A 25,729-nucleotide genomic window follows, 5' to 3' on the forward strand; every position below is an offset into this window, starting at 1 on the left:
ACTAGACTGGTGAGCTTATTTTTTACTCAGGCCGGCGCGCGGCGGACCTCATGTTCAAGAAGTTTCGCGGAATCTTTTCCAACGACGTTTCGATCGACCTCGGCACCGCCAACACGCTGATCTACGTGCGCGGCCAGGGCATCGTGCTGAACGAGCCCTCGGTGGTGGCGGTGCGTCAGGATCGTGGCCCGGGCGGACCGCGCGCGATCGCAGCGGTGGGCGGCGAAGCCAAGCGCATGCTCGGTCGCACGCCCGGCAACATCGCCACCGTGCGCCCGATGAAGGACGGCGTGATCGCCGACTTCACCATGACCGAGGCGATGCTGCAGTACTTCATCAAGCGCGTGCACAAGTCGCGCCTGCTGCGTCCCAGCCCGCGCGTGCTGGTGTGCGTGCCCTGCGGTTCCACCCAGGTGGAGCGCCGCGCCATCAAGGAATCGGCCGAAGGCGCCGGCGCCCGCGACGTGTTCCTGATCGAGGAGCCGATGGCCGCCGCGATCGGCGCCGGCATCCCGGTGCACGAGGCGCGTGGCGCCATGGTGCTGGACATTGGCGGCGGCACCTCGGAAGTGGCCGTGATCTCGCTCAACGGCATCGTCTACTCGCAGTCCGTGCGCGTGGGCGGCGACCGCTTCGACGAGGCCATCATCAACTACGTGCGTCGCAACCACGGCACCCTGATCGGCGAATCCACCGCCGAGCGGATCAAGCTGGAGATCGGCTGCGCCTTCCCGCAGACGAACGTCAAGGAGATCGAGATCTCCGGCCGCAACCTCGCCGAGGGCGTGCCGCGCATGTTCACGATCAACTCCAACGAGATCCTCGAGGCGCTGCACGAGCCGCTGGCCGGCATCGTGGCCGCGGTGAAGTCGGCGCTGGAGCAGACTCCGCCCGAGCTGTGCTCCGACGTGGCCGAGCGCGGCATCGTGCTCACCGGCGGCGGCGCGCTGCTGCGCGACCTGGACCGCCTGATCTCCGAAGAGACCGGCCTGCACGTGCAGGTGGCGGACGATCCGCTCACCTGCGTGGCGCGTGGCGGCGGCAAGGCGCTGGAGCTGATCGACCAGCACGGCAGCGATTTCTTCGCTCCCGAGTAAGCCGCGCGCAACATGGCGCGGCCGCGCGACGAATCCTCGCCCCTGTTCGCCGGCAACGCCGCGGGCACGCTGCGGCTGATCGTCTATCTGGCCCTGGCCCTGGTGTTGATGGTGCTCGACCATCGCAACGGCTGGCTGTGGCGCGTGCGCTACGCGGCTTCGATGGTGGTGGAACCGGTGTACCGCCTGGCCAACCTGCCCAGTGCCGGCATGCGCACGCTCAGCGTGGCGTTCGCCGACCGCAAACTGCTCACCGAACAGAACCAGCGGCTGCGCGAAGACCTGCTGCTGGCCAACGCGCGGCTCAATCGCATGGCTGGCGTGGCCGAGCAGAACCAGCATCTCAAGGAGCTACTGGACACCCAGCGCAGCCTCAACATCAACGTGCAATTGGCGCGCGTCGTCGGCGTGGACCTGGGTGCCTACCAGCAGCGGCTGGTACTGAACCTCGGCACGCGCGACGGCGTGAAGCAGGGCCAGCCGGTGATCGATGCGCATGGCGTGATGGGGCAGGTCGTCGAGGTGCTGCCGAAGACCTCGGTGGTGATGCTGGTGACCGATCCGGCGCACGCGATTCCGGTGGTGGTGGAACGCTCCGGCCTGCGCACGGTGGCCTACGGCGCGCGCGACGGCAGCGGCTTGGTACTGCCGAACATTCCGCTGGCTGCCGACGTGCAGCCGGGCGACAAGTTACTCACTTCCGGCCTCGGCGGGCGTTTCCCGCCGGGCTTCCCGGTGGGCAAGGTGGTGGCGGTGGCGCCAGGCGTTTCCGGCATGTTCCGGGTGGCGGAGGTGCAGCCGGCGGCCGATATCGATCGCAGCGAAGACGTGCTGCTGCTGCATGACCAGGCCGAACCCGAAGGTCCGCCCGCTCCGCTGATTCCGGCCGGGCCGCCCGCCGCGTTGGCGCCTGCGCAGGCTGCGGCGGCCGGCAACACGCCGGCGGCGGCATCGACCGGCGCCGTGCGGACCACCTTGCCGCGTGCCACCGCCAACCTGCCCGCTGCGACCTCCGCCGCAACGCCTGCGGCGGCCGGGAGCGCGCGATGAATCGCCAGCGCCTGTCCTCCTGGTGGTTCGCCGGTACGCTGCTGTTCGCGTTGCTGTCGATGCTGGTGCCGTTGCCGGCGGTGCTGGAGCCGTTCAAGCCGTACTGGCCGGCGCTGGTGCTGCTGTACTGGACGCTGGAGTCGGAGGATCGCGTCAGCCTGGGCCTTGCCTTCCTGCTTGGCCTGGGTGCCGACCTGTTCGACGGCGTGCTGCTGGGCGAACAGGCCCTGCGCCTTTGTGCGCTGGTGTTCATCGTGCTGCGCTTCCGTTCGCGGCTGCGCTTCTTCCCGATGTGGCAGCAGGCGCTGGCGGTGCTGGCGCTGCTGCTGAACGACCGCATTCTGCTGCTGATGGTGCGGCTGCTGTCCGGCGCGGCGATGCCCCCGGCCAGCTGGTGGATCGCCCCGTTCGTGGGCGCCGCGCTTTGGCCGTTCCTGTTCCTGCTGCTGGACGACCTGCGCATGCGTTTGCGCCTGCAGTGAGCATGCGATGAAGCTGCGGCGCGCGATCAAGGATTCACGCAGCGAACTCGAGCTGTTCCGCCGCCGTGCGCTGGCGGGCTTCGCGCTGATCGTGCTGGCCCTCATCGGCCTGGTGGTTCGCTATGCGACCCTGCAGGTGTCGCGCTACGACGAATTCGCCGCGCGCTCGGAGAACAACCGCGTCAAGCCCATTGCGATACCGCCGGCCCGCGGCCTGATCTTCGACCGCAACGGCGTGTTGCTGGCCGACAACGTGCCTGCGTTCCGGCTCGAAGTGGTGCCCGAGCAGGTGACCGACATGAAGGCCCTGCTGGAGCAGCTTGGCCAGGTCATCCCGCTCAGCCAGGACGACCTCGACGCTTTCCATAAGCTGCTCAAGCAAAGCCACCGCTTCGAGAGCGTGCCGCTGAAGATGCGCCTGACCGAGGACGAGATCGACCGCTTCGCGGTGAACCGCTGGCGCTTCCCCGGCGTGGACGTGGTGCCCTACCAGAACCGGCGCTATCCGCTGGGCGAACTGTTCGCGCACGTGATCGGCTACGTGGCGCGCATCGACGCGGACGACCTCGACCGGCTCGATCCCGGAAGCTACAAGGGCACCACCCATGTGGGCCGCATCGGCGTCGAGCGTTCCTACGAGGACATGCTGCACGGCACCCCGGGTTACGAACTGGTGGAAGTGAACGCGGACGGCCGCACGCAACGCGTGTTGCAGACGCATCCGGCCATTGCCGGCAAGAACATCTACCTCAGCATCGACGCGCGCATCCAGAAGGCCGCCGAGCAGGCGCTGGCGGGTCAGGTCGGTTCGGCAGTGGCGATCGATCCGCGCAACGGACAGGTGCTGGCGATGGTCAGCGTGCCGAGCTTCGATCCCAACCTGTTCGTCGATGGCATCAGCCATATCGATTACAGCACCCTGAACACCGCGCCGGACAAGCCGCTGCTCAACCGCGCCCTGCGCGGCGTGTATCCGCCCGGCTCCACGGTGAAGCCCTTCCTGGCGCTGGGCGGCTTGGAACTGGGCCTGCGCACGCCGTCGGACAGCGTGCTTTCCACGGGCACGTTCTGCGTCCCCGGCACCACCTTCTGCCGCCGCGACGACCGCCGTGGCGGCTTTGGCACGGTGAACCTGCGCATGGCCATCATGTGGTCGGTGAACACCTACTTCTACAAGCTCGCGCTGGACATGGGCATCGACCGCTACGACGACTGGATGAGCCGCTTCGGCTTCGGCCAGCCCACCGGCATCGACCTCAATGGCGAATCCAGCGGCATCCTGCCCTCGCGCGAATGGAAGGCCAAGCGCTACAAGACGTCGTGGTTCCCCGGCGAAACCATCATCGCGGGCATCGGGCAGGGCTACTGGACGGTGACACCGATGCAACTGGCGCACGCGTTGTCCATCCTCGCCGGGCACGGCGTGCCGTACGCGCCGCGGCTGGTGATGGCTACGCAGACCGACGTGGATGCGCCGAAGCAGCCGCTGCCCAATCCGCCCAGCGGCCCATCGGTCATCAACAATCCGGCCGACTGGCAAGCCGTGGTGGATGGCATGCAGATGGTGGTGAACGACCCGCGCGGCACCGGCTACGGGCTGGGCAAGGGCTTCCCGTACACCATCGCCGGCAAGAGCGGCACCGCCGAAATCTACTCGCGCCACACCGACGCGTACAACGAGAACACCAGCCTCGCCTACCTCGCCAGCCGCCATCGGGCGTGGTTCGAGATGTTCGCGCCGGCGGAGGAGCCGCGCATCGCGGTGGTGGTGTCGCTGGAAAACGGTGCATGGGGCGCGTCGTCGGCCGGCCCCATCGCGCGCAAGATCCTCGACGCGTGGCTGGCCACCCAGTCGGACGCGCCGCCGGATACGCCGCTGCAACCGGGCAGTCTGTCTTCTCCCGATGTCGTGTCGGGTGCGCCTGCGCCGCCGAACGCGCCGGCATCGAGCGCGTCGACGCCTGGCGCGGCGACGGATGCATCGCAGGACACGCCCCAGGACGAGCCCGCGAACACGTCGTCGCAGGAGAATCCGCCATGATCGAGATGCTGCATGTGCGGATGAAGCGCCTGCTGCGCCGCGTGCTGACGCGGCCGCGCATCGACCTGCCGCTGGCGGGGGCCTTGCTGCTGCTGGCGGTGGCGGGACTTTGCACGCTCTATAGCGCTGCCGCTGGCGATGGCGGCCCAACGAGCGGTCAGGTGGTCGGGCAGGCCCTGCGCTTCGTGCTGGGCTTCGTGCTGATGCTGCTGATCTCGCGCATCCCGCCGTCGGTCCTGCGCAACTGGACGCCGTGGCTCTACGCCGGCAGCACCTTGTTGCTGGTGGTGGTGTCGGTGCTGGGCGAGGGGCGCGGCGCCGACCGCTGGTTGAACCTGGGCGTGATGCGCTTCCAGCCCTCCGAACTGGCCAAGCTCACCATGCCGATGATGGTGGCGTGGTACCTGCATCCGCGCCAATTGCCGCCGCGCTGGAAGGACATCGCGATGGTGGGCGTGCTGATCGCCATTCCCGCCTATCTGATCGGCAAGCAACCGGACCTGGGAACGGCACTGCTGGTGGCGGCGGCGGGCAGCTTCGCGCTGTTCCTCTCGGGCATGGCGTGGTGGCGCATCGGCCTGCTACTGGTCGGAGCGGCCGGCATGGCGCCGATCGCCTGGCATTTCATGCATGGGTACCAGCGCGGCCGCATCCTTACCATGCTCAATCCGGAGTCCGACCCGTTGGGCAACGGCTGGCACATCATCCAGTCGCAGATCGCGGTGGGTTCCGGCGGGGCGTTCGGCAAGGGCTGGATGCACAGCTCGCAGGCGCAGCTGGACTTCCTTCCCGAGCACACCACCGACTTCATCTTCGCGGTGTTCTCCGAGGAGTTCGGCCTGGTCGGCGTGTGCCTGATGATGGTGCTGTACGCCTTCATCATCGGACGCTGCCTGTGGATCGCGATGGAAGCGCGCGAGACCTACTCGCGCCTGCTCGCCGGCGCGATCGGCATGAGCCTGTTCGTCTACGTGTTCGTCAACGGCGGCATGGTCTCCGGCATGCTGCCGGTGGTGGGCGTGCCGATGCCGATGGTGAGCTACGGCGGCACCTCGGCGGTGACCTTGCTGGTGGGCTTCGGCATGCTGATGTCGATCCACGCGCACCGCAAGCGGCACGACTGAATTGAAGAGTGCGGCCATGGATGGACGCCCATGTGATCTTCGCGATCAAGGACGATCGCAAAAGCCATGCGAAGTGCGTGTTACGCTTCGATGCAGCCGTTGCCGAAGTCGACAAGCCATGCCCGTAAATGCCGCGCCGCGCCGTATCTGCAGCCTGTTCTCGCTTGCCTTGCTGTTGATCGTCGCGTCGCTGCCGGTGTTGGCGGACACCCATCCCGGCCAGTCCGCGCTGGTGCAGGAGGTGGCGCGCGACACCGGCAAGGATCCTGCCGCGTTGAATGCGCTGCTCGACCAGGCGCAGATGCAGCAAAGCATCCTCGATGCGATGAACCGCCCGGCGGAATCCAAGCCGTGGAGCGCGTACCGGCCGATCTTCCTCACCCAGAAACGCATCGACGACGGCGTGGCGTTCTATCGCGCGAACCGCGCGTTGCTGGAGCGCATCGGCCAGCAGTACGGCGTGGACTCGCAGTACATCGTGGCGATCATCGGCGTGGAGACGTCCTACGGGCGAGTCACCGGCAAGTACAAGGTGCTCGATGCGCTGGTGACGCTGGGCTTCTACTACCCGAAGCGCGCGCCCTATTTCCGCCAGCAGTTGAAGACCTTGCTGGAATTGCCCGACAGCCAACTCGCCGGTCCGCTGGCCACCCTCACCGGTTCTTATGCCGGCGCGCAGGGCTGGGGCCAGTTCATGCCCGACAGCATCCGCGACTTCGCGGTGGACGAGGATGGCGATGGCCGCATCGATCTGATGAACTCGCTGCCCGACATCCTTGCCAGCGTGGCGAACTACTTCGCCAAGCACGGCTGGGTCGCCGGCGGCCCCGTCGCGGCGCGCGCGCAGGCGGACGGCGCGGCCAAGCCGCTGGGCGACTGGCAGTCGAAGCCGCAATGGCCGCTGGAACAGCTGGAGGCCTGGGGGTATGCGCCGTTCCAGCACCTGAATCCCGGCGAGCCGACCAGTCTGCTGACATTGGCCGGCATGAGCGGATCGGAGCAATGGTTCACCTTCAACAATTTCCAGGTGATCACCACCTACAACCGCAGCCCGATGTACGCGATGGCGGTGCACCAGCTGGCGCAGGCCATCATGGATGGCGTACACGACGCGGACAACGGGGGCGGCGCCCAATGAGGTCGTGGCGCGGCCTGCCGTTGCTGGCGCTGGCGTTGCTGCTGGCTGCCTGCGGCGGCCGACCGGCCACGCGACCTGCGACGCCGACGGCCGGTGCCGCTGCGCCGTCGGAAAGCGCTCATCACGGCTGGTTCCATCGTGGCGACGACACCAGCCTGCCGCAGGACAAGCGCTACGGGGACAGCAGCGACAGCTCACCCACGGGTGCGCCGCCGGCCTTCATCTACAGCCTTCCCGAACCGGTGCCGCAGGCGGAACCGCATTCGCTGTACGGCAACAAGTCGCCCTACACCGTGCTGGGCCAGAGCTACCGCGTGCTGGCCAGTGCGCGCGGCTACGACGAACGCGGCATCGCGTCCTTCTACGGCAACAAGTTCCATGGCTACAAGACATCCAGCCTTGAGGACTATGACATGTACAAGTTCACCGCCGCGAGCAAGGTGTTGCCGCTGCCCAGCTACGCGCGGGTGACCAACCTCTCGAACGGCAAGAGCGTGATCGTACGCATCAACGACCGTGGGCCGTTCCATGAGAACCGCATCATCGACCTGTCGTATGCCGCCGCCGTGCGCATCGGCGTCTGGCCCAAGGGGACCGGGCTGGTCGAAGTGCAGGGCATCGATCCGGGCGCGCCGGAACAGGAACCACCGCCGCCCGCGCCGGTCACAAGCCAAGGCGGGTCGCTAGGCATCTACCTGCAGGTGGGCGCCTTTTCCGATCCGGCCAATGCCGAGCGGGTGGCCGCGCAGTTGCGCCAAGCCAATTTCGCGCCGGTACAGCTTGAACAGGTTCAGATCAACGACCGCACCATCCACCGCGTGCGCGTTGGGCCGCTGGACAGCGTGGATCGCGCTGACGAAGTGACCAACCGCATCGAGGGCATGGGGCTGCCGCGGCCGAAGGTCGCGGTAAACTGACGCACTTTTCCATCGATGGCGCTCGCGGGTGCCGTCCAGCAGATACCGGAACACGATCACGATGAGTTTTATCCGCCGCATCCTGACCCCGCTTGCCGCCGCCGCGCTGGTGGCCGGCGTCGCCGTTGCCCAGACGCCGCCGCACCCGACGACCCCGCCACATCCCAGCGGAGTGCCGAACCCGGTGGTGGCGCCGATGCCGGTACCGCCGCCGCCGGACGTGGATGCGCAGAGCTGGGTGCTGATGGACTACGCCACCGGCCAGATCCTCGCCTCGAAGGCTCCGGACGACCGGCGGCCGCCGGCCTCGCTGACCAAGGTGATGACCGACTACGTGGTGTCCGCCGAGATCGCCAACGGCCGCCTCCACAACAACGACCAGGTCACCATCAGCGAGCACGCGTGGCGCAGCGGCGGCGGCGGCACCGACGGCTCCACCAGCTTCCTCAAGTTGGGCAGCCAGGTGGAGTTGGACGATCTGCTGAAGGGCATGATCATCCAGTCCGGCAACGACGCGGCGATCGCGCTGGCCGAGCACGCCGCCGGGTCCGAGGACGCGTTCGCCAACCTGATGAACGCCTATGCCAAGCAGCTCGGCATGGTGAATTCGCATTTCGTCAATGCATCGGGCTATCCGGTGGACGACCACTACTCCACCGCGCACGACATCGCGATCCTGTCGCGCGCGCTGATCCATGACTTCCCCGAGGACTACGCGATCTCCAAGATCAAGGAGTTCGAGTGGAACGGCATCAAGCAGCAGAACCGCAATGCGCTGCTGTGGCGCGACCCTTCCGTGGACGGCATCAAGACCGGCCACACCGCCGCTGCCGGTTTCTGCCTCGACGCCTCGGCCAAGCATGGCGACGAGCGCATGATCGCCGTGGTGATGGGCGCCAGCACCGACAAGGCCCGTGCCGATGCGGCGATGGCGTTGCTCAACTACGGCTTCCGCTTCTACGAAACCCACAAGCTGTATGACGCCAGCAAGCCGCTGGCTACCCCGCGTTTGTGGAAGGGCGAGGCGAACGCCTTGCCGATCGGCGTGGCCGAGGATGTCCTGGTGACGGTGAAGACCGGCCAGTACGACCAGCTCAAGGCTGCGATGGACATCCCCGCCACCCTGATCGCGCCGTTCAAGAAGGGCCAGCAGGTAGGTACGCTGCATATCACGCTGGACGGCCAACCAATCAAGGACGTGCCGCTGGTTGCGTTGAACGAGGCGCCGCAGGGCGGTTTCTTCTCGCGCCTGTGGGACTCGATCCTGCTCTGGTTCCACGGCAACAAGAAGGCCGACGCGGATGCGCCCGCACCTGCACCGGCCGCCCCGGCGAGCGCGAAGTGATGCAAGAGATCGATTTCAGCCAGGCGAAGCGGGAAGGCAAGGGCTTTCGCTTTCCCGGCGAATTCGAGATCACCGCGGTGGGCAAGGCCGACGCCGACCTGCCCGCGCGCGTGCCGCAGCTGCTGGAACGCGGCGGCCTGCACGTGCTGCACGAAACCGTGCGGCATCGCCACTCCGGCGGCGGCAACTATGTTTCCGTCACCGTGAGTTTCCGTTGCGACAGCCGGGAGCAGTACGACAGTGCGCATGCCGCGCTGCGTGCCGACCCGGATATCCGCTACACGCTGTAACCGGCCGAGGACGGCCACCACTGCGCCCTTGGCTTTGCGGTGGCTGACCGCATCTTATGTTCCTTCCTGCTCTGCCTGGTCCTGCCATGTCACTGCCGCTCAAGATCCGTCGCCTAGGCCGTCAACCCTATGCGACGACATGGAAGGCGATGAGCGCGTTCACCGACAACCGCACCGCCGACACGGTGGACGAGTTCTGGCTGCTGGAGCACGACCCGGTGTTCACCCTGGGCCAGGCCGGCAAGATGGAGCACGTGCTGGCACCCGGCGAGATCCCGGTGGTTCCGGTGGACCGCGGCGGGCAGGTGACGTATCACGGCCCCGGCCAGATCGTGGGTTATCCGCTGATCGACCTGCGCCGTGCCGGGGTGGGCGTGCGCGAACTGGTCAACAGGATCGAGCAGGCCATCATCGAGACGCTGGCGCACTGGAACATCGTCGCCGAGCGCCGCGAGGGAGCGCCCGGTGTCTACGTGGCCGAGGCCAAGGTGGCCGCCTTGGGCCTGCGTGTGCGCCGCGGCTGCAGCTTCCATGGCCTCGCCTTCAACGTGAACATGAACCTCGAACCCTTCCATCGCATCAATCCTTGCGGCTACAAGGGTTTGGCGGTGACGCAGGTGCTAGACTTGGGCGGCCCGTCGCGTTTGGCGGACGTGGAAGATGTGCTGGCGGAAGAGTTCTGCCGCCAGTTCGGTTTCCGCGCCGAACCGGCCACCCCCGTCATCCCCGAACTCCCCGCACGCGAATCCGCATGAGCGAAGTCTCCGCTTCACCCGCCAAGTCCATCCCGATCAGCGTCGTCAGCGGCGCGCCCGCGGGCGAAAAGCAACTCGGCAACGACAAGATCGCGCTGAACCGCGCCGGCTTCGACACCGGCACGCCGGTGCTGCGCAAGCCGAGCTGGATCCGCGTACGCCTGCCGCCAGGCAATGCCGTACAACAGCTGAAGTCGCGCCTGCGCGAGAACTCGCTGGTGACGGTGTGCGAGGAAGCCTCGTGCCCGAACATCCACGAGTGCTTCAGCAAGGGCACCGCCACCTTCATGATCCTCGGCGAGGTGTGCACGCGCCGCTGCTCGTTCTGCGACGTGGCGCATGGCCGCCCGGCCGCACCCGATCCGCTGGAGCCGGCGCGCCTGGCCGAGACCATCCGCGACATGCGCCTGAAGTACGTGGTGATCACCTCGGTGGACCGCGACGACCTGCGCGACGGCGGCGCTGAGCATTTCGCCGCGTGCATCCGCGCCACGCGCCACGCCAGCCCGAACATCCGCATCGAGATCCTCACGCCCGACTTCCGCGGCAAGGGCCGCATGGAGCGCGCGCTGGAGGTGCTGAAGGACTTCCCGCCGGACGTGTTCAACCACAATCTGGAAACCGTGCCGCACCTGTACCGCGAAGTGCGTCCGGGCGCCGACTACCAGTGGTCGCTGGACCTGCTCAAGCGCTTCAAGGCGCAGCATCCCGACGTACCCACCAAGTCCGGCATCATGCTGGGCCTGGGCGAGACGCGCGAGCAGGTGCTCGAAACCATGCGCGACCTGCGTGCGCACGACGTCGAGATGATCACCATCGGCCAGTACCTGCAGCCCACGCCGCACCATCATCCGGTGGTGCGCTACTGGACACCCGAGGAATTCGACGAACTGCGCGAGGAAGGCGAGGCGATGGGCTTCCATCACGTCGCCTCCGGCCCGCTGGTGCGCTCTTCCTACCACGCCGACCTGCAGGCCCACGCGGCCGGTGTCGCCGACCTTTGAGATGAGAGCCTATCGCATGCCTTCCCATGGCTCGCGTAGCGTTGTCGTAGCCGCCGGTTGGTGGCGCGCGGCGCGGCGCTTGCGTGGTTGGCAGGCCGGGCCGCGCGCTATCGCATGGCAGCTACGGCAGGGCGGCTCTTCCCCGCTCCTCAAAGCCGAGTCCATCCATGGACTCTCCCCGTGTGTGGACCGGATCTGTTTGCCCGCATCCCTGCGTCATCACTTAGTCGTGGACGGACGTCCACCCTCCCGCTCTTCCTTGGTCTGCGCGCAAACGGTTTCCGGCGCGGGCGATGCGAAGGCATTGAACAGGCTCCAACCATGACCTTTCGTCCCGCGCTGGCCCTGCTGCTGGGCTTGACCGTCACCTGTGCCTTTGCGCAATCCGCCGCCGACCTCGGCGCAGGCAGCCAACGCAAGGCGGCCACGTGGCCACTCAAACCCGATGCGACGCAGGCGCAGGCAGCGCAGCTTTCCGCGCGCTTCCTCACCCGCTTCCACTACGACGCGCAGCCGCTGGACGATGCGATGTCGCAGAAGATCTACAAGGCTTACATCAAGCTGCTGGATCCGGACAAGGTGTTCTTCACCCAGCAGGACATGGACCAGTTCGCGCCGGACCAGACTCAGCTGGACGACGCGATCTGGAACCAGGACCTCACGGTCCCGTTCGGCATCTACAACAAGTTCCTGCAGCGCGCCGTGCAGCGCATGAGCTATGCGCGCGACCTGCTCAAGGGCGGCTTCGATTTCAACGGCGACGAGAGCTACCAGTACGACCGCAAGGACGCCACCTGGGCGAAGGACGACGCGGCGCTGAACGATCTGTGGCGCAAGCGCACCATGAACGACTGGTTGCGCCTCAAGCTCGCCGGCAAGGGCGACGACGACATCCGCAAGACGCTCACCAAGCGCTACAGCAACTACATCGAGCGTGTGAAGCAGCTGGACGGCGAAGACGCCTTCCAGACCTTCATGACCGCTTACGCCAACACCACCGACCCGCACACCGACTACCTCAGCCCGCGCGCGGCCGAGGACTTCGCGATCCAGATGAAGCTGTCGCTGGAAGGCATCGGCGCGCAGCTGCAGTCGCGCGACGACTACACCATCGTCTTCAGCCTGGTGCCCGGCGGCCCGGCGGAGAAGTCCGGCAAGCTCAAGCCCGGCGACCGCATCCTGGGTGTGGGCCAGGGCGACAGCGGCCCGTTCACCGACGTGATCGGCTGGCGCATCGACGACGTGGTGAACCTGATCCGCGGCAAGAAGGACACCACGGTGCGGCTGGAGATCCTGCCCGCCGACGCCGGTCCCGACGGCAAGCACGAGGTCATCAGCCTCGTGCGCAAGAAGGTCAACATCGAAGAGAGCGCGGCCAAGAAGAAGATCATCGAGATCAAGGACGGCAGTGGCGTCCGCAAGATCGGTGTGATCGACCTGCCGAGCTTCTACTCCGACTTCGGTGCACGCAGCGAAGGCGACAAGGACTTCCGCAGCGCCACCCGCGACGTGGCGAAGCTGATTGGCGAGCTGAAGACAGCCGGCGTGCAGGGCATCATCGTAGATCTGCGCGGCAACGGCGGCGGTTCGCTGGCCGAGGCCGATTCGATGACCGGGCTGTTCACCGGCAAGGGCCCCGTGGTGCAGGTGCGCGATGCGCGCGGCCAGGTGGACGTGCAGGGCGCGGACAACACCACGCCGCTGTGGGACGGTCCGCTGGCAGTGATGGTGAACCGCGGCACGGCCTCGGCTTCGGAGATCTTCTCCGCGGCGATCCAGGACTACGGCCGCGGCATCATCATCGGCACGCCCACCTTCGGCAAGGGCACGGTGCAGACCCTGATCGACCTCGACCACTACAGCCAGAACCCCGACGGCAAGCCGCAGTACGGCGAGCTGAAGATGACGGTGCAGGAGTTCTTCCGCATCAATGGCGGTTCCACCCAGATCAAGGGCGTGACGCCGGACATCGCCTTCCCGAGCAATGGCGACGCCAAGGACTTCGGCGAATCCACCTACGACAACGCCTTGCCGTGGACGCACATCGCGCCGGCCGACTACAAGGTCGAGGGCGACGTGAAGGCCTACGTGCAGCAGCTGGACGGCGAGCACGATGCGCGCGTGGCGACCTCGCCTGCGTGGAAGCTGATGCTGGACCAGCTGGCGCAGTACAAGACCATGCGAGACCAGACCTCGGTGTCGCTGAACTTCGCCAAGCGCGAGGCCGAGCGCAAGCAGCAGGATGCGCTGCAGGCCAGCTTCCGCGATCGCCAGAAGGCGATCGACGGCAGCGATGCCTATCTCAAGGACCAGGACGGTGCGCTCGACGACGGCCTCGACCCCGGCGAACGCAGCCTCAAGACCGAACTGCAGCAGCAGAAGGACGCCAAGGATGCGCCCGACGCCCAACTGCGCGAGGCCGCGCACATCGTGTCCGACGAAGTCGACATGCTGAAGACCGATCCCAAGGCTGCCACCGTGATCCTGCCTCCCGGCAGCGATTACCTTGCCCAACTGGTTGTGGCCGCTGCGCAGAAGCCGGCCGCCGCAGTCACGTCGGCCAAGCCCGCCGCAGCGGCATCCGCCACCGCGGCGCACTGAGGCCACCTGCAATACGGAAACGACCAGGGGCGCTGCGGCGCCCCTGGTCGTTTCCGTGCCGCTGACTTGACCTCGCGGCGGTGCTGCGCGAGCGTGTCGCCATCCGCGCCGGGAGGTTGCCATGGATCCGCTGTCGAACATCGCGCTGGCCGGCGGCCTGGCATGGGCCAGCGGGTTCCGCCTCTACGCCACCGTGTTCGTCGCCGGCATGCTCGGACGGCTAGGCTGGGTACACCTGCCGCCAGGACTGGCGATGCTCACCGATACCTGGGTGCTGGCGGTTTCCGGAGTGCTCGCGTTGGGCGAATTCCTTGCCGACAAGGTCCCCGCATTCGACAGCGTCTGGGACGCGATCCACACCTTCGTCCGCATCCCGGTGGGCATGCTGCTGGCATGGGGCGTGTTCAAGGATTCGGGTGCGGGCACGCAGGTGGCTGCTGCACTGCTGGGCGGGGCGCTCACCGCCGGCACGCACCTGGCCAAGACTGGCGGCCGCGCGCTGATCAACACCTCGCCCGAGCCGTTGAGCAACTGGACGGCCAGCGCCGGCGAGGACCTCACCTGGGTGGGCGGCCTCTACCTGATGTGGCGCCACCCGTTGGCCTTGCTAGTGTTGCTGGCGCTGTTCGTATTACTGCTGTGCTGGTTGCTGCCCAGGCTGCTGCGCGGCTTGCGCACGTTGGGGCAGCGGCTGCGCCGGATCGGCGGCTTCCTCTCCGGCGCGGGTTGACCGTCCCGCCACCGGCGATCACTTCGGTAGGAGCACACCCTGCGCGCGATTGCCCTGCGCTTCGATCAAGGCACAAGGCAATTCGCGCCCAGGGTGCGCTCCTACACGAGTTCCGGCGTCAGGGTTTCGCGCTCTTGCGCTGCTGTTTCATCCACTGCACGAACTCGGTGAGGCGCGGCTCGTCGCGCAGCAGTTTTGAATGCGGGTCTATCGTCACCAGCGCGCCGGCCGGCACCGCAAGGCTGCCGTGGCCGTCGGTCATCGGCACGGTTTGCACGGTGTCGTTCACCTGCACGTCCACCGGCATCGGGAAGGGCAGGTTGTTCGGTGCCTGCCAGGCGAGATCCAGCGTGTCGCCATGGCGCTTTGCATCCAGCTTGGGGAGCGCGGCCTGGTACAGGTAGACCTTGAAGAACCAGTCGTAGTCCTTGCCGGTGACCTGGTTCACGATGCGCATGAAGTCGGCGCTGGTGCGGTACTGCGGCGCGAAGTTGCCCGGCTTGGGATCGGGACGGCCGTACACCAGCAGGCGGATGCTGTCGTAGAACGCGCGCTCGCCGATCAGACGATGCAGCGATTCGAGCATCAAGGCGCCCTTGTTGTAGATGTCCTGCCCGGGGCCGCCACGCGCGTCTTCGTACACGGCTTCCTCGGTGCGCGGCGTGCCGGACACCACCGGGTGGTGATTCTCGACCATGATGCGCAGACGGTTGAGCCAGCCGTAGTACGTGGAGTCGCCGTCGAGGTACTGCGCATACAGCGGCTGCATCAGGGTGGCGAAACCCTCGTGCAGCCACATGTCGTCCCAATTCGCGTTGGTCATCTGGTTGCCGAACCATTCGTGCGCGAACTCGTGCTGCAGCAGGTCGTCGAAGCCGCCGCCGTTTTTCGCGTACTGGTTGCCGTAGGCGTTGATGGTCTGGTGCTCCATGCCCTTGTACGGGGTTTCCACCACGCCCATCTTCTCGTCACCCCAGGGGTAGGGGCCGATCTTCGCCTCGAAGAAATCCAGCATGCGCGGGAACTCGGCGAACAGCGCCTTCGCCTGTGCGTCCTCGCCGGCCAGGTACCAGTACTGCAACGGAATCGTGTTGCCGTAGCGGCTCTTGTATTCGCCGGCGAGCTCCTTGTACGGGCCCACGTTGATCGAGATGGCGTAGGTGGTGGGATGCTTGGCGCGCCAGTGGTAGGTCCGCGTCTTGCCCTCGTCGCTGACGCCGACCAGCACGCCGTTGCCGGGCGCCACCAGCGGCTTGGGCACGTTCACATAGAGATCGACGAGATCGGGCTTGCCGTCGGGCTGGTCGATGCAGGGCCAGAACAGGTCGCAGCCTTCGCCTTCCACCGCGCTGCCCACCCAGGGCTGGCCGTCCTTGGTGTGGCTCCAGACGAAGCCGCCGTCCCACGGCGCCATCTTCGCCACGTGCGGTTTGCCGCCGTAGGCGATGGTGACGCTGACCTTGCCGCCCTTGGCCACCGCGTGCGGCAACTGGATACGCAGACGACCTTCCGGATTGCTCCATGCACTGGCGGGCAGCGGTTGGCCGTCCACGCTGATCGCACTCACCGGCAGGTTGCGATCCAGATCCACCATCAGGACGTCGGTGGCTTCCAGTGCGCCGAAGGTGAGCGTGGCACTGGCGGCTATGCTCCGCGTATCCGGTGTCACCGCGATGTGCAGTTCGGCGTGGTCGAAGTGCACGCGCTTCTGCTCGGCCGGCATCGGTGTGCCGGAATCCTTGGTCAACGCGGTGAGCGGTGGCTGGCTGGGGGCAGCGGTCTGGGCCAGCGTGGGACCAGCGATGCCCAGACCGAGGGCCAGGCTGAGTGTGAGCAGGGTGGGGCGCATGGGCGATCTCTCTGCGGGAGTCCAATCCCGCACCATGCCACTTTGCCGGGTGGCGTGACATCGCCGAAAGTCATGTATGGCGCCGTCTCGCGGTTGTCGCGATTAACAGAGCGGTTTCGACCACCTGCCGCAGGCGACCGAAACCGATCGGTTACTTGTCCAGGCAATGGACAAAGGAGGGGAAGAGCTCACCCCTTCTTGCCATAGCGTTGCTGCAACAGTGCGAACACTGCGCGCAACCCCATTGCCTCACCCCCACGGGGCCTGCCAGGCCGATCCCCATCGTTCCACGCATACGTGTCGAGGTGCAGCCAAGGCAATCCCGCCGGTACAAAGCGTTCGAGATAGAGCGCCGCGGTGATCGCACCGGCATGTCGCGAAGGCCCGGCATTGGCGAAGTCGGCGAGGTAGGAATCCAGCATCCTGCGATACGGGCGCCACAGCGGCAGCCGCCACAGCGGATCGTCCACCGCGCGACCGGCCGCCAGCGCGGCATCGGCCAGCGCATCGTCGTTGCCGAACAACGCGGGGAGATCCGGACCCAGCGCCACGCGGGCGGCGCCGGTGAGGGTGGCGAAGTCGATCAGCAGCTCGGGCTGCTGCTCGGCGCCGTAGGCCATCGCGTCGCACAGCACCAGACGGCCTTCGGCGTCGGTATTGTCGATCTCCACGCTGTGGCCGGCGCGGGTGACGACGACCTCGCCGGGACGCAGCGCATTGCCGCTCACCGCGTTTTCGACCGCAGGCACCAGCAGGGTGAGGCGCACCGGCAGCTTCGCCTGCATCACCAGTTGCGCCAGTGCGATGGCATGCGCGGCGCCACCCATGTCCTTCTTCATCCAGCGCATGCCGTCGGAGGGCTTGAGGTCGAGGCCGCCGGTGTCGAAGCACACGCCCTTGCCCACGATCACCAGCTTCGGGTGTTGTTCCTTGCCCCAGGTGAGTTCCACCAGTCGCGGCGCGCGATGGCTGGCGCGGCCCACGGCGTGGATGGTGGGGAAATTCGCTTTCAGGAGTTCGTCGCCGATCCAGTCGCGCACCTTGGCCTTGTACGTCTTGCCGAGGCGCTCGATGGCCTCGCCCAGTTGCTTGGGCCCCATGTCCTCTGTCGGCGTGTTGACGAGATCGCGCACCAGCGTCGTGGCTTCGGCCAGCGGTTGCACGGCGGCGAGCGTGGCAGTGTCCACCGCCAGGGTGGCCGGCGCGCGTTTCGCTTTGCGGTAGCGCGTGAACTGGTAGGCACCCAACGCCCAGCCCAGCGCGGCTTGCACGGGAGCCAGCGCAACGCCTTCGGCAGCGAGCCGATAGGCGCCCTCCGGCAATGTCATCGGCAACGCGGCGAGTGCGGCCAGCGGGTCGCTCGCGTCCACGCCTACCAGCACGCGCGCGAGCTTGCCGTGCGTGTCGGCAAGCAGGATCGAACTGCCTGGCTTCGCGTCGAAACCGCTCGTGTCCAGCCAGCGGCGCTGCGCGGCATCCAGCCGTTTTTTCGCGGCGGCGAGATGGCGCACATCGGTGGCTTCGATGGCGATGCAATGGCGGGGGGCGGTGGAATGGTCGAGCAGGGCGGACATGGATGGCCTCGTGGCGTGCGTGTTTCGCAACCGCGGATGATGCGCCGATGTCGTCGCGCGGTCACGCCGTGGCGTGGGTTTCCAGCCAGTCGGCGAGTTCGCGCAGATCGGCGAAGCTGAGCTCCGGCGCTTCACCCAGCTCGGCGGGCCATGTTTCGCCGTGGCGGTTGATCCATGCGGCGCGCAAGCCGGCCCGGCGCGCACCGACCACGTCGAGTTCGGGATCGTCGCCGACATGCAGCACCTCGTGCGAGGCCACGCCGAAGCGCGAGGCGGCGGCAAGGAAGATGCGCGGGTCGGGCTTGGCCGCACCAACGTCGCGCGAGCAGACATGGTGGGCGAAATGTGCCTGCACACCGGTACGCACGAGATCGGCGTTGCCGTTGGTAAGGCTGGCCAGTGGCCAGCGCGCCGCCAGGTACTGCAGCGCCGGCAGGCTGTCGGGCCACAGCTGCACCGTGTTGCGGGCGGCGTAGTAGACCTCCCATAGCGCGTCCAGCGGCGCGTCGGCGATGCCGCAGGAGGCGAAGACGTGCTGTTGGGTGAGCTTGCGCTGGGCGGTGAAATCGTGGGCGAGGTCGGGCCGCGCCTCGGCCATCCGGGCACGCAGCTCGCGCATGGCCGGGATGGGCCATGCGCGGGCCACGTCGGGCCAGTGTTCGCGCAGGTAGTCGTCCACCGCCCGGTCTGCGAGTTCGAGGGCCGGCATCACTGGCCACAGGGTGTCGTCGAGATCGAGCGTGATGGCGCGAATCGGCACGACGTCAGTTGCGGCTGAGCTGCAGCGACTGGCCGAGCTTGATGTTGTCGCTCTTGAGATGGTTCCAGTCGCGCAGGTCGGTCACGGTCACGCCGGTCTTCTGGGCGATGCCGGACAGGGTGTCGCCCTTGACCACGGTATAGGTCTTGTCGGTGCCGCCCGCGGACTTGCTGGCGTTGCCGGCGGAAGTGCCAGCAGTGCTTGCCGTCTTCGTGGCATCGGCGTTCGGCGGCGACACCGGCGCTTGCGCCGCGTCAGGCGCGAGCGCCGGAACCACGGCGTAGCTGGGCACAGGTGCCTTGGCATGGCTCGCGGTGGATTCGGCGTAGACCTTGTCGCGGCGATCCTGGTCTTTCGCCACCAGCGCGGCGCCGTCCTGGTAAGGCAGCACAGCGTGGCTGCGCAGCACGGCCTTGGCCTTGTCGCCCTGCAGGAAGTCGATGAACTCCTTCACGGCAGCGGCCTTGGTGCTGTTCGGATTGGTCACCAGGTACAGCGGGGTGTACAGCGGATAGCTGCCGTCGACGACGTTCGCCTCGGTCGGCGCAACGCCGTCGATCGGGATGGTGCGCAGCTTGGGGTTGCTGCTGACGTTGGCCAGCGTGGAAAGACCCAGTCCGTTCGGGTTGAGCGCGATGCCGTCTTCCAGCGCCTTGGTGTTGAGGTACAGGCGCGGTGCGGAGATCTGCTGGTCGCCGTGGCCGAACAGCAGGGTGCGCAGGCTGTATTCCACGCCGTCGTTGGGGCTGATCACCGCGTACAGGTCGATGGGTGCGTCCTTGCCGCCCACGTCCTTCCAGTTGGTGATCTTGCCGAAATAGATGTCGTGCAGCTGGCGCACGGTGAGGTTGCGCACGGGATTGGACGGATTGGCGATCATCACCAGCGCGTCCCAGGCCACCGGCGTGAAGGTGAGGTGGCCGTCCTCGGGGGTGCCGTCGCTGTTGCGTGCGCTACCGGCGAGATCGGCCGTGCCGGCCGCCACCGCATCGATGCCCGAGGCGGTGTTGAACGGCTCCAGCTTGATCGGCGTATGGCCGGTGCGCTGCCATTCCTTCGCCATGTCGATCACCACGGCGCGCGCGGTGGTGACGTCGCCGCGCCAGATCAACGCGGGTGCCTTGCTGCTCCTGCTTTTGCTGCTGCTGGTCTTGTGGTGGACGGTGGTGGATTTCGTCGTTGCCGTCGTGGCGGCGAAAGCGGGGGCGGCGAGGCAGGCGCCGAGCAGGAGGACGGGTAACAGGCGGACAGCACGAACGGTCATGTGACGGAATACCCCGACAGGAATGGAAGGCGAAGGAGGCGGAGGGTGGCGGCGCGTGATCCCGGCCGGCGCACAGGGTGGACGAACACCGGATATTTCAACGGCCTGGGCCAAAAACATCAAGCATGCAGCCGCGCTTGTGCGACGCAGGCACGTCTGTCGGCATGCTCCCGTTCACGCATGTGTGCCATGCGTCAGCGCATGGCACACCGCCATTACTGAACGATCACATAGTGCGTGCCATCGTCGTCGGCCACCACCAGCGCGAGTTGCCGCGGGCGCACGCCAGCGAGTTCGCGCAGCATGCGCAGGCCGGTGATGCGCACATTGCCCACGCCGATCACCACGTCGCCTGCTTGCAGGCCTGCGGCGGCGGCGCGGCTGTTCGGCTGCACCGCGCCCACCGCGACGCCGTACATGCCCTGGCCGCGCTGGTTCTGGTCGAGATCGGTGAAGGTGACGCCGGCGAGGCGCGGGTCCAGCTTGGCGCCGTCGATGCTGGCGAGCTGCTCCGGACGCAGCGTGGCGCTGACTTCGCGCACCTTGCCGTTGTGCAGCACGCCCAGCTTCACCGTGCTGCCCACCGGCAGCAGGCCTTCGGCGTTGCGCAGGTCGTTCACGCTGCGCAGCGGCTTGTCGTCGAGCGAGGTCAGTACGTCGCCGGGTTGCAGGCCAGCCTGCTCCGCGGGCGAGCCCGCATCGACACCGGTGACCACCACGCCCTTGTCCTGGGCGATGCCGAGCAGTTGCGCGATGCGCGGAGTGATGTCCTGCGACTGCACGCCCAGCGTGCCGCGCGCAACCTTGCCGTGCGCGATCAGTTGCCGCATCACCTCGGCGGCGAGGTTGCTGGGGATGGCGAAGCCGATGCCCACGTTGCCGCCGGAGGGCGAGAAGATCATGGTGTTGATGCCGACCAGTTCGCCGCGCAGGTTCACCAGGGCGCCCCCGGAGTTGCCGGGATTGATCGAGGCATCGGTCTGGATGAAGTTCTGGTAGCCCGACTTGCTCAACCCCGAGCGCCCCAGCGCGGAGACGATGCCCGACGTCACCGTTTCGCTGAGCCCGAACGGCTCGCCGACCGCCACCACGAAGTCGCCCACGCGCAGGCCCGAGGAGTCGGCCAGCGGCAGCGCATGCAGGTTCGGTGCATTGATGCGGATCACCGCCACGTCGGTGTCGGGGTCGGTGCCGACCAGGGTGGCCTTGTACGTGTGGCCGCCCTGCAGGGTCACCGTGATGTCGTCGGCGCCGCCCACCACGTGGTTGTTGGTGAGGATGTAGCCCTTGGCTGCGTCCACGATCACGCCCGAGCCCAGGCTCTGTTCCACACGCTCGCGCGGCGTGGCCGGCAGGCCGAAGAACTGGCGGAACACCGGATCGTCGAAATACGGATTGCGCACCTGCACGTGTGTCGTGGTGGAAATGTTCACCACCGCCGGCGTCACCTTTTCCAGCATCGGTGCCAGCGAAGGCATGGGTTGGCCGTCTACCGCGGGCGGCATCGTGGCATGGCTGGTGCCGGGCACGGTGGCGCCGAGCAGCAGTGCGCAGGCGCCGGCAAACCAGAGCAGGAAATGCGGGTGACGGGATGACATGCGGACTCCTCGTGCGGGATGCGGAAGCGGCGCGCCTTCGACTGCTGACGATGGGCCATGGTTCCCCGTGTCGATGCGTTTACGGGGGCCAAAACCACTTTACATCGGCCGCTCTCAGCAGTACCTTGCGAAGAGTTCGCAATCACAACATCTTGTGCCTCCCTGCGATCGAGCGGACAAGCACTGGTGTGGTTATCGCTTCACGGGGGGGCTGGTCCGGCATCCGGACGGCAAGGCGGCGCAGCGGCATCAGGACGCCGCAGGCGATGTGATCGACAGCGACGACGGCAATCAAAACAACAAGGCCGCAAGGCCGCAGAGAGGTCAGGGAGCCGATGAGCACAGCGCGCGCGCCAGTCACGGGTTCAGAATTGCAACGCGACGCCGCCGCGGCCATTCCGCTGCAGCCTGCTTCCCAGGACATCTGGGACAAGAAGTACCGTCTGCGCAGCAAGGCCGGCGTGCCGGTGGACGCCGATGTCGATGGCACCTGGCAGCGCGTCGCGCGCGCACTGTCCGAGGTGGAAGCCACACCCGAGCTGCGCGAGCACTGGAACGAACGGTTCCTGTGGGCGCTGCGCCGTGGCGCGATCCCGGCCGGCCGCATCACCTCCAATGCCGGCGCGCTGGAGCACAAGCCCGCCACGTCCACTATCAACTGCACCGTGTCCGGCACCGTGCGCGATTCGATGGACGACATCTTGGAGAAGGTGCACGAGGCGGGTCTCACGCTGAAGGCCGGCTGCGGCATCGGCTACGAGTTCTCGACGCTGCGTCCGCGCGGCGCGTACGTGTCGGGTGCGGGTGCCTACACCAGCGGCCCGCTGTCCTTCATGGATATCTACGACAAGATGTGTTTCACCGTGTCGTCCGCCGGTGGCCGCCGCGGCGCACAGATGGGCACGTTCGACGTCAGCCATCCCGACGTCAAGGAATTCATCCGCGCCAAGCGCGAAGACGGCCGCCTGCGCCAGTTCAACCTCAGCCTGCTGGTGACCGACGGTTTCATGCAGGCGGTGGAGCATGACCAGGACTGGCCGCTGGTGTTCCCCATCCACGTGAAGGAGCGCGACGAGCTCGACCTCGACGACGCCGCCACGGTGGTGTGGCGCGAATGGCCCACGCACGAGAACTACGTCGACCGCGAGGACGGCCTGGTTGCCTGCAAGATCTACGGTCACATCCGCGCGCGGCACCTGTGGGACATGATCATGGTCTCCACGTACGACTACGCGGAGCCCGGTTTCATCCTGATCGACAAGGTCAACGAGATGAACAACAACTGGTGGTGCGAGCACATCCGCGCCACCAACCCCTGCGGCGAGCAGCCGCTGCCGCCGTACGGCTCCTGCCTGCTCGGCTCGATCAACCTCACGACCTTCGTGCGCGATCCGTTCGGGCCCAAGGCACGCTTCGACTGGGACGAATACCGCGAAGTGGTGAAGGTGTTCACCCGCATGCTCGACAACGTGGTGGAGATCAACGGCCTGCCGCTGCAGCAGCAGCGCGACGAGATCACCAGCAAGCGCCGCCACGGCATGGGCTACCTCGGCCTCGGCTCCACCATCGCCATGCTCAAGATGCGCTACGGCAGCGCCGAGGCGGTGTCCTTCACCGAGGACGTCTCGCGCGAAATGGCCGTGGCCGGCTGGGAAGTGGCGCTGGACCTGGCGAAGGAAAAGGGCACCGCGCCCGTGCTCGCCAAGGACTACACCGTCACCGGCGACATGCTGCGCCGCCGTCCGGAAATGCTGCGCGACGGCTGGAAGATCGGCCAGAGCATTCCCGGCCGCGTGCTGCACGCCAAGTACAGCCGCTACATGCAGCGCATCGCCGAAGTGGCGCCCAACCTGGTGAAGGAACTGGCCGAAACCGGCGCGCGCTTCACGCACCACAGCTCCATCGCGCCCACCGGCACCATCTCGCTGTCGCTGGCCAACAACGCCAGCAACGGCATCGAGCCCAGCTTCGCCCACCACTACTCGCGCAACGTGATCCGCGAGGGCAAGAAGTCGAAGGAAAAGGTCGAGGTCTACAGCTACGAGCTGCTGGCCTACCGCGCGCTGATCAACGCCAACGCCATGCCGTTCAGCGACGACCCGCAGGCCAAGCTGCCCGACTACTTCGTGGCCGCCGACGACATCAGCCCGAAGCAGCACGTGGACATCCAGGCCGCCGCGCAGAAGTGGGTCGATTCGTCGATCTCCAAGACCGCGAACGTACCCACGGACTACCCGTACGAAGACTTCAAGGACATCTACTTCTACGCCTACAAGCAGGGGCTGAAAGGTTGCACCACCTTCCGCTTCAATCCCGCCGCTTTCCAGGGTGTGCTGGTGAAGGAAGCCGACCTTGCCAGCACCCTCTACCACTTCGAGCTGGAGGACGGTAGTGTTGTCGAACTTCGCGGCAACGAAGAAGTGGAATACGACGGCGAGATGCATACCGCCGCCAACCTGTTCGATGCCTTGAAGGAAGGCTATTACGGCAAGTTCTGACACGCAGTCCACGACGCAACGATCACCGAGGGGTACACCGCATGTCCAACGATCCTGAAATCGAAGTGCAAGACAGTGTGACGCCGGCTGCTCCCGTGGAGCCGGTGATCGAAGCTCCGGCCGCCGCCGTGCCTGCGCCGGCCGCTCCGGCTGCGGCACCGAAGAAGGCGGCAGCCAAGAAGAAGGCTGCGCCAAAGAAGGCTGCTGCGAAGAAGGCTGCGCCGAAGAAGGCGGCAAAGAAGAAAGCCGCGCCGAAAAAGGCGGCTGCGAAGAAGGCTCCGGCCAAGAAGGCTGCCGCGAAGAAGGCAGTCAAGAAGGCCGTGAAGAAGTCGGCGGCGAAGAAGGCCGCCCCCAAGAAAGCCGCCAAGAAGAAAGTCGCGAAGAAGGCCGCCGCCAAGAAAGCGGTGAAGAAGGTCGCGAAGAAGGTTGCCGGCAAGGCGAAGAAGCCCGCCAAGGCCGCAAAGAAGGTCAGCAGCAAGAAGACGGCGAAGAAAGCCGCTCCGAAGAAGACAGCCAAGAAGGCTGCCGTGAAGAAGGCCGCCAAGGCGGTCAAGAGGTCCACTGCCAGCAAGAAGGCGAGCGTCAAGTCGGCGAAGAAACCCGCCGCCAAGAAGGCCGCCCGCAAGAAGTAAGTCCCGAAACGGCCGGCCCGGCCTCGCGCCGGGCCGGCCGTTTTTCTCTTGGAGGCGATGCGCTTTCGCCCGCCATCCCTCCAGCCTGCATCGGAACGACGAGTTCCGCAAAACCCGCAAGTCCGTTTCCCCGCGCCGCCGTCCACTCAGGTAAAGAACATCATGGCGATCAAGATCGAAAAGAAGATCAAGGGCTACAACGTCGTCAAGCCCGAGGACAAGGCCGCGCCCGCCGCAGCATCCGCCTCCGATACCGCCAAGGCCGAGCCGCGTCAGGCCGAAGTCATCCAGATGCACGAGAGCCTGGAGCGTCCCGAGACGCTGATCGGCTCCACCTTCAAGATCAAGTCGCCGCTGTTCGAGCACGCGCTGTACGTCACCATCAACGACATCGTGCTCAACGCCGGCACCAAGCACGAGCAGCGCCGCCCCTTCGAGATCTTCATCAACTCGAAGAACATGGACCACTTCCAGTGGATCGTGGCGCTCACCCGCATCCTCTCCGCCGTGTTCCGCAAGGGCGGCGACGTCACCTTCCTGGTGGAGGAGATGAAGGCCGTGTTCGACCCGCGCGGCGGCTACTTCAAGGCCGGCGGCGTCTACATGCCCAGCATCGTCGCCGAGATCGGCGCGGTGATCGAGCAGCACATGAAGAACATCGGGCTCATCCACGACCCCGAGATGAGCGACAGCCAGCGTGCGCTGATCGCGGAGAAGCGCGCTGCCTACGAGGCGGCCAGCGCAAAAAAAAACTCTGACGTGAGCGCAGCTGCGGCTGCTGAAAGCACCGAATCCAACGGCAGCTTCCCGCCCGGCGCCACGTTGTGCCAGAAGTGCAACACGCAGGCGCTGGTGCTGATGGATGGGTGCCAGACTTGCTTGAATTGCGGGTATTCGAAGTGTGGGTAAGTAATTTGAATATAAATACGACAGAAGGCGGCAAATGTGCCGCCTTCTGTCGTATTGGGGGTGCAAAGTTG

General features: G+C 66.6%; 21 protein-coding genes. 16 read left to right on the forward strand and 5 right to left on the reverse strand.

The genetic code is table 11. The features are described from left to right. The first annotated feature begins 50 nt into the window (after positions 1-50). The 13 genes from ISP25_RS16335 to ISP25_RS16395 all read left to right on the forward strand — a co-directional run bounded on the left by ISP25_RS16335 (position 51) and on the right by ISP25_RS16395 (position 14,574). Complete coding sequence (locus tag ISP25_RS16335) at positions 51-1,097, forward strand: rod shape-determining protein (RefSeq protein WP_192103429.1); 1,047 nt, start codon at positions 51-53, stop codon at positions 1,095-1,097. Between the two features lie 12 nt (positions 1,098-1,109). After that, the gene (gene mreC, locus ISP25_RS16340; protein WP_192159679.1) at positions 1,110-2,147 is read left to right on the forward strand and encodes a rod shape-determining protein MreC; all 1,038 of its coding nucleotides are present in this window, start codon (positions 1,110-1,112) and stop codon (positions 2,145-2,147) included. Further along, positions 2,144-2,629 (forward strand): rod shape-determining protein MreD, encoded by a 486-nt coding sequence (mreD, locus tag ISP25_RS16345; RefSeq protein ID WP_404615381.1) that lies wholly within the window; start codon positions 2,144-2,146, stop codon positions 2,627-2,629. The genes mreC and mreD overlap by 4 nt, the downstream gene beginning before the upstream one ends. Before the next feature lie 7 nt (positions 2,630-2,636). After that, complete coding sequence (mrdA, locus tag ISP25_RS16350; protein WP_404615383.1) at positions 2,637-4,670, forward strand: penicillin-binding protein 2; 2,034 nt, start codon at positions 2,637-2,639, stop codon at positions 4,668-4,670. Next, entirely contained in the window at positions 4,667-5,794 is a 1,128-nt protein-coding gene (gene rodA, locus ISP25_RS16355) for a rod shape-determining protein RodA (RefSeq protein WP_192159685.1), read from the forward strand. Before mrdA ends, rodA begins: the two co-directional genes overlap by 4 nt. A gap of 118 nt (positions 5,795-5,912) precedes the next feature. Beyond that, positions 5,913-6,932: a lytic murein transglycosylase B gene (gene mltB, locus ISP25_RS16360; RefSeq protein WP_404615385.1), complete on the forward strand. Its 1,020-nt coding sequence runs from the start codon at positions 5,913-5,915 to the stop codon at positions 6,930-6,932. Then, positions 6,929-7,849, forward strand: a complete 921-nt coding sequence (locus tag ISP25_RS16365) for a septal ring lytic transglycosylase RlpA family protein (RefSeq protein ID WP_404615387.1) — start codon at positions 6,929-6,931, stop codon at positions 7,847-7,849. Before mltB ends, ISP25_RS16365 begins: the two co-directional genes overlap by 4 nt. Before the next feature lie 61 nt (positions 7,850-7,910). Further along, a complete protein-coding gene (locus ISP25_RS16370) occupies positions 7,911-9,194 on the forward strand; it encodes a D-alanyl-D-alanine carboxypeptidase family protein (protein ID WP_192159691.1) in 1,284 nt (427 codons plus the stop codon). Further along, positions 9,194-9,484 carry a YbeD family protein gene (locus ISP25_RS16375; RefSeq protein WP_404615389.1) on the forward strand — a complete coding sequence of 97 codons (291 nt, stop codon included), beginning with the start codon at positions 9,194-9,196 and terminating at the stop codon, positions 9,482-9,484. The genes ISP25_RS16370 and ISP25_RS16375 overlap by 1 nt, the downstream gene beginning before the upstream one ends. An 86-nt stretch (positions 9,485-9,570) precedes the next feature. After that, the gene (gene lipB / locus ISP25_RS16380) at positions 9,571-10,239 is read left to right on the forward strand and encodes a lipoyl(octanoyl) transferase LipB (protein ID WP_192159695.1); all 669 of its coding nucleotides are present in this window, start codon (positions 9,571-9,573) and stop codon (positions 10,237-10,239) included. Next, positions 10,236-11,243 (forward strand): lipoyl synthase, encoded by a 1,008-nt coding sequence (gene lipA / locus ISP25_RS16385; protein ID WP_192159697.1) that lies wholly within the window; start codon positions 10,236-10,238, stop codon positions 11,241-11,243. Before lipB ends, lipA begins: the two co-directional genes overlap by 4 nt. Positions 11,244-11,564: 321 nt before the next feature. Further along, positions 11,565-13,844 (forward strand): carboxy terminal-processing peptidase, encoded by a 2,280-nt coding sequence (locus ISP25_RS16390; RefSeq protein WP_404615392.1) that lies wholly within the window; start codon positions 11,565-11,567, stop codon positions 13,842-13,844. Between the two features lie 121 nt (positions 13,845-13,965). Continuing rightward, the gene (locus ISP25_RS16395; protein ID WP_404615394.1) at positions 13,966-14,574 is read left to right on the forward strand and encodes a DUF4126 domain-containing protein; all 609 of its coding nucleotides are present in this window, start codon (positions 13,966-13,968) and stop codon (positions 14,572-14,574) included. Positions 14,575-14,692: 118 nt separating this feature from the next. On the opposite strand, the gene ISP25_RS16400 is transcribed toward ISP25_RS16395, so the two are convergent. The 5 genes from ISP25_RS16400 to ISP25_RS16420 all read right to left on the reverse strand — a co-directional run bounded on the left by ISP25_RS16400 (position 14,693) and on the right by ISP25_RS16420 (position 21,526). Then, positions 14,693-16,423: a M1 family metallopeptidase gene (locus ISP25_RS16400; RefSeq protein ID WP_404615395.1), complete on the reverse strand. Its 1,731-nt coding sequence runs from the start codon at positions 16,421-16,423 to the stop codon at positions 14,693-14,695. Between the two features lie 188 nt (positions 16,424-16,611). Continuing rightward, positions 16,612-17,997, reverse strand: a complete 1,386-nt coding sequence (locus ISP25_RS16405; RefSeq protein WP_404615397.1) for a leucyl aminopeptidase family protein — start codon at positions 17,995-17,997, stop codon at positions 16,612-16,614. A gap of 61 nt (positions 17,998-18,058) precedes the next feature. After that, on the reverse strand, positions 18,059-18,757 hold the full coding sequence (locus tag ISP25_RS16410) for an HAD family hydrolase (protein WP_404615399.1): 699 nt from the start codon (positions 18,755-18,757) through the stop codon (positions 18,059-18,061). 4 nt (positions 18,758-18,761) lie between these two features. Next, the gene (locus ISP25_RS16415) at positions 18,762-20,021 is read right to left on the reverse strand and encodes a LysM peptidoglycan-binding domain-containing protein (protein ID WP_404615401.1); all 1,260 of its coding nucleotides are present in this window, start codon (positions 20,019-20,021) and stop codon (positions 18,762-18,764) included. A gap of 215 nt (positions 20,022-20,236) precedes the next feature. Then, on the reverse strand, positions 20,237-21,526 hold the full coding sequence (locus tag ISP25_RS16420) for a DegQ family serine endoprotease (protein ID WP_404616332.1): 1,290 nt from the start codon (positions 21,524-21,526) through the stop codon (positions 20,237-20,239). Positions 21,527-21,954: 428 nt separating this feature from the next. Between ISP25_RS16420 and ISP25_RS16425 the strand changes: the two genes are divergently transcribed. From ISP25_RS16425 to ISP25_RS16435, 3 genes are all read left to right on the forward strand, one after another. Continuing rightward, positions 21,955-24,117: an adenosylcobalamin-dependent ribonucleoside-diphosphate reductase gene (locus tag ISP25_RS16425; RefSeq protein ID WP_404615403.1), complete on the forward strand. Its 2,163-nt coding sequence runs from the start codon at positions 21,955-21,957 to the stop codon at positions 24,115-24,117. Between the two features lie 95 nt (positions 24,118-24,212). Next, positions 24,213-24,749, forward strand: coding sequence for a hypothetical protein (locus tag ISP25_RS16430; RefSeq protein ID WP_404616355.1), 537 nt, complete (start codon positions 24,213-24,215; stop codon positions 24,747-24,749). Between the two features lie 162 nt (positions 24,750-24,911). Next, positions 24,912-25,658, forward strand: coding sequence for a TSCPD domain-containing protein (locus ISP25_RS16435; protein WP_192159716.1), 747 nt, complete (start codon positions 24,912-24,914; stop codon positions 25,656-25,658). The last annotated feature ends 71 nt before the right edge of the window (positions 25,659-25,729 follow it).

It is taken from the genome of Rhodanobacter hydrolyticus (assembly GCF_044904645.1).

Coding starts and splice junctions, on each gene's coding strand:
- mreC (WP_192159679.1), top strand. CDS start 1,110: ATGGCGCGGCCGCGCGACGAATCCTCGCCCCTGTTCGCCGGCAACGCC.
- ISP25_RS16370 (WP_192159691.1), top strand. CDS start 7,911: ATGAGTTTTATCCGCCGCATCCTGACCCCGCTTGCCGCCGCCGCGCTG.
- ISP25_RS16400 (WP_404615395.1), bottom strand. CDS start 16,423: ATGCGCCCCACCCTGCTCACACTCAGCCTGGCCCTCGGTCTGGGCATC.
- mltB (WP_404615385.1), top strand. CDS start 5,913: ATGCCCGTAAATGCCGCGCCGCGCCGTATCTGCAGCCTGTTCTCGCTT.
- ISP25_RS16435 (WP_192159716.1), top strand. CDS start 24,912: ATGGCGATCAAGATCGAAAAGAAGATCAAGGGCTACAACGTCGTCAAG.
- ISP25_RS16415 (WP_404615401.1), bottom strand. CDS start 20,021: ATGACCGTTCGTGCTGTCCGCCTGTTACCCGTCCTCCTGCTCGGCGCC.
- mreD (WP_404615381.1), top strand. CDS start 2,144: ATGAATCGCCAGCGCCTGTCCTCCTGGTGGTTCGCCGGTACGCTGCTG.
- ISP25_RS16375 (WP_404615389.1), top strand. CDS start 9,194: ATGCAAGAGATCGATTTCAGCCAGGCGAAGCGGGAAGGCAAGGGCTTT.
- mrdA (WP_404615383.1), top strand. CDS start 2,637: ATGAAGCTGCGGCGCGCGATCAAGGATTCACGCAGCGAACTCGAGCTG.
- ISP25_RS16395 (WP_404615394.1), top strand. CDS start 13,966: ATGGATCCGCTGTCGAACATCGCGCTGGCCGGCGGCCTGGCATGGGCC.
- ISP25_RS16390 (WP_404615392.1), top strand. CDS start 11,565: ATGACCTTTCGTCCCGCGCTGGCCCTGCTGCTGGGCTTGACCGTCACC.
- lipA (WP_192159697.1), top strand. CDS start 10,236: ATGAGCGAAGTCTCCGCTTCACCCGCCAAGTCCATCCCGATCAGCGTC.
- ISP25_RS16335 (WP_192103429.1), top strand. CDS start 51: ATGTTCAAGAAGTTTCGCGGAATCTTTTCCAACGACGTTTCGATCGAC.
- rodA (WP_192159685.1), top strand. CDS start 4,667: ATGATCGAGATGCTGCATGTGCGGATGAAGCGCCTGCTGCGCCGCGTG.
- ISP25_RS16365 (WP_404615387.1), top strand. CDS start 6,929: ATGAGGTCGTGGCGCGGCCTGCCGTTGCTGGCGCTGGCGTTGCTGCTG.
- ISP25_RS16405 (WP_404615397.1), bottom strand. CDS start 17,997: ATGTCCGCCCTGCTCGACCATTCCACCGCCCCCCGCCATTGCATCGCC.
- ISP25_RS16425 (WP_404615403.1), top strand. CDS start 21,955: ATGAGCACAGCGCGCGCGCCAGTCACGGGTTCAGAATTGCAACGCGAC.
- ISP25_RS16420 (WP_404616332.1), bottom strand. CDS start 21,526: ATGCCGCCCGCGGTAGACGGCCAACCCATGCCTTCGCTGGCACCGATG.
- lipB (WP_192159695.1), top strand. CDS start 9,571: ATGTCACTGCCGCTCAAGATCCGTCGCCTAGGCCGTCAACCCTATGCG.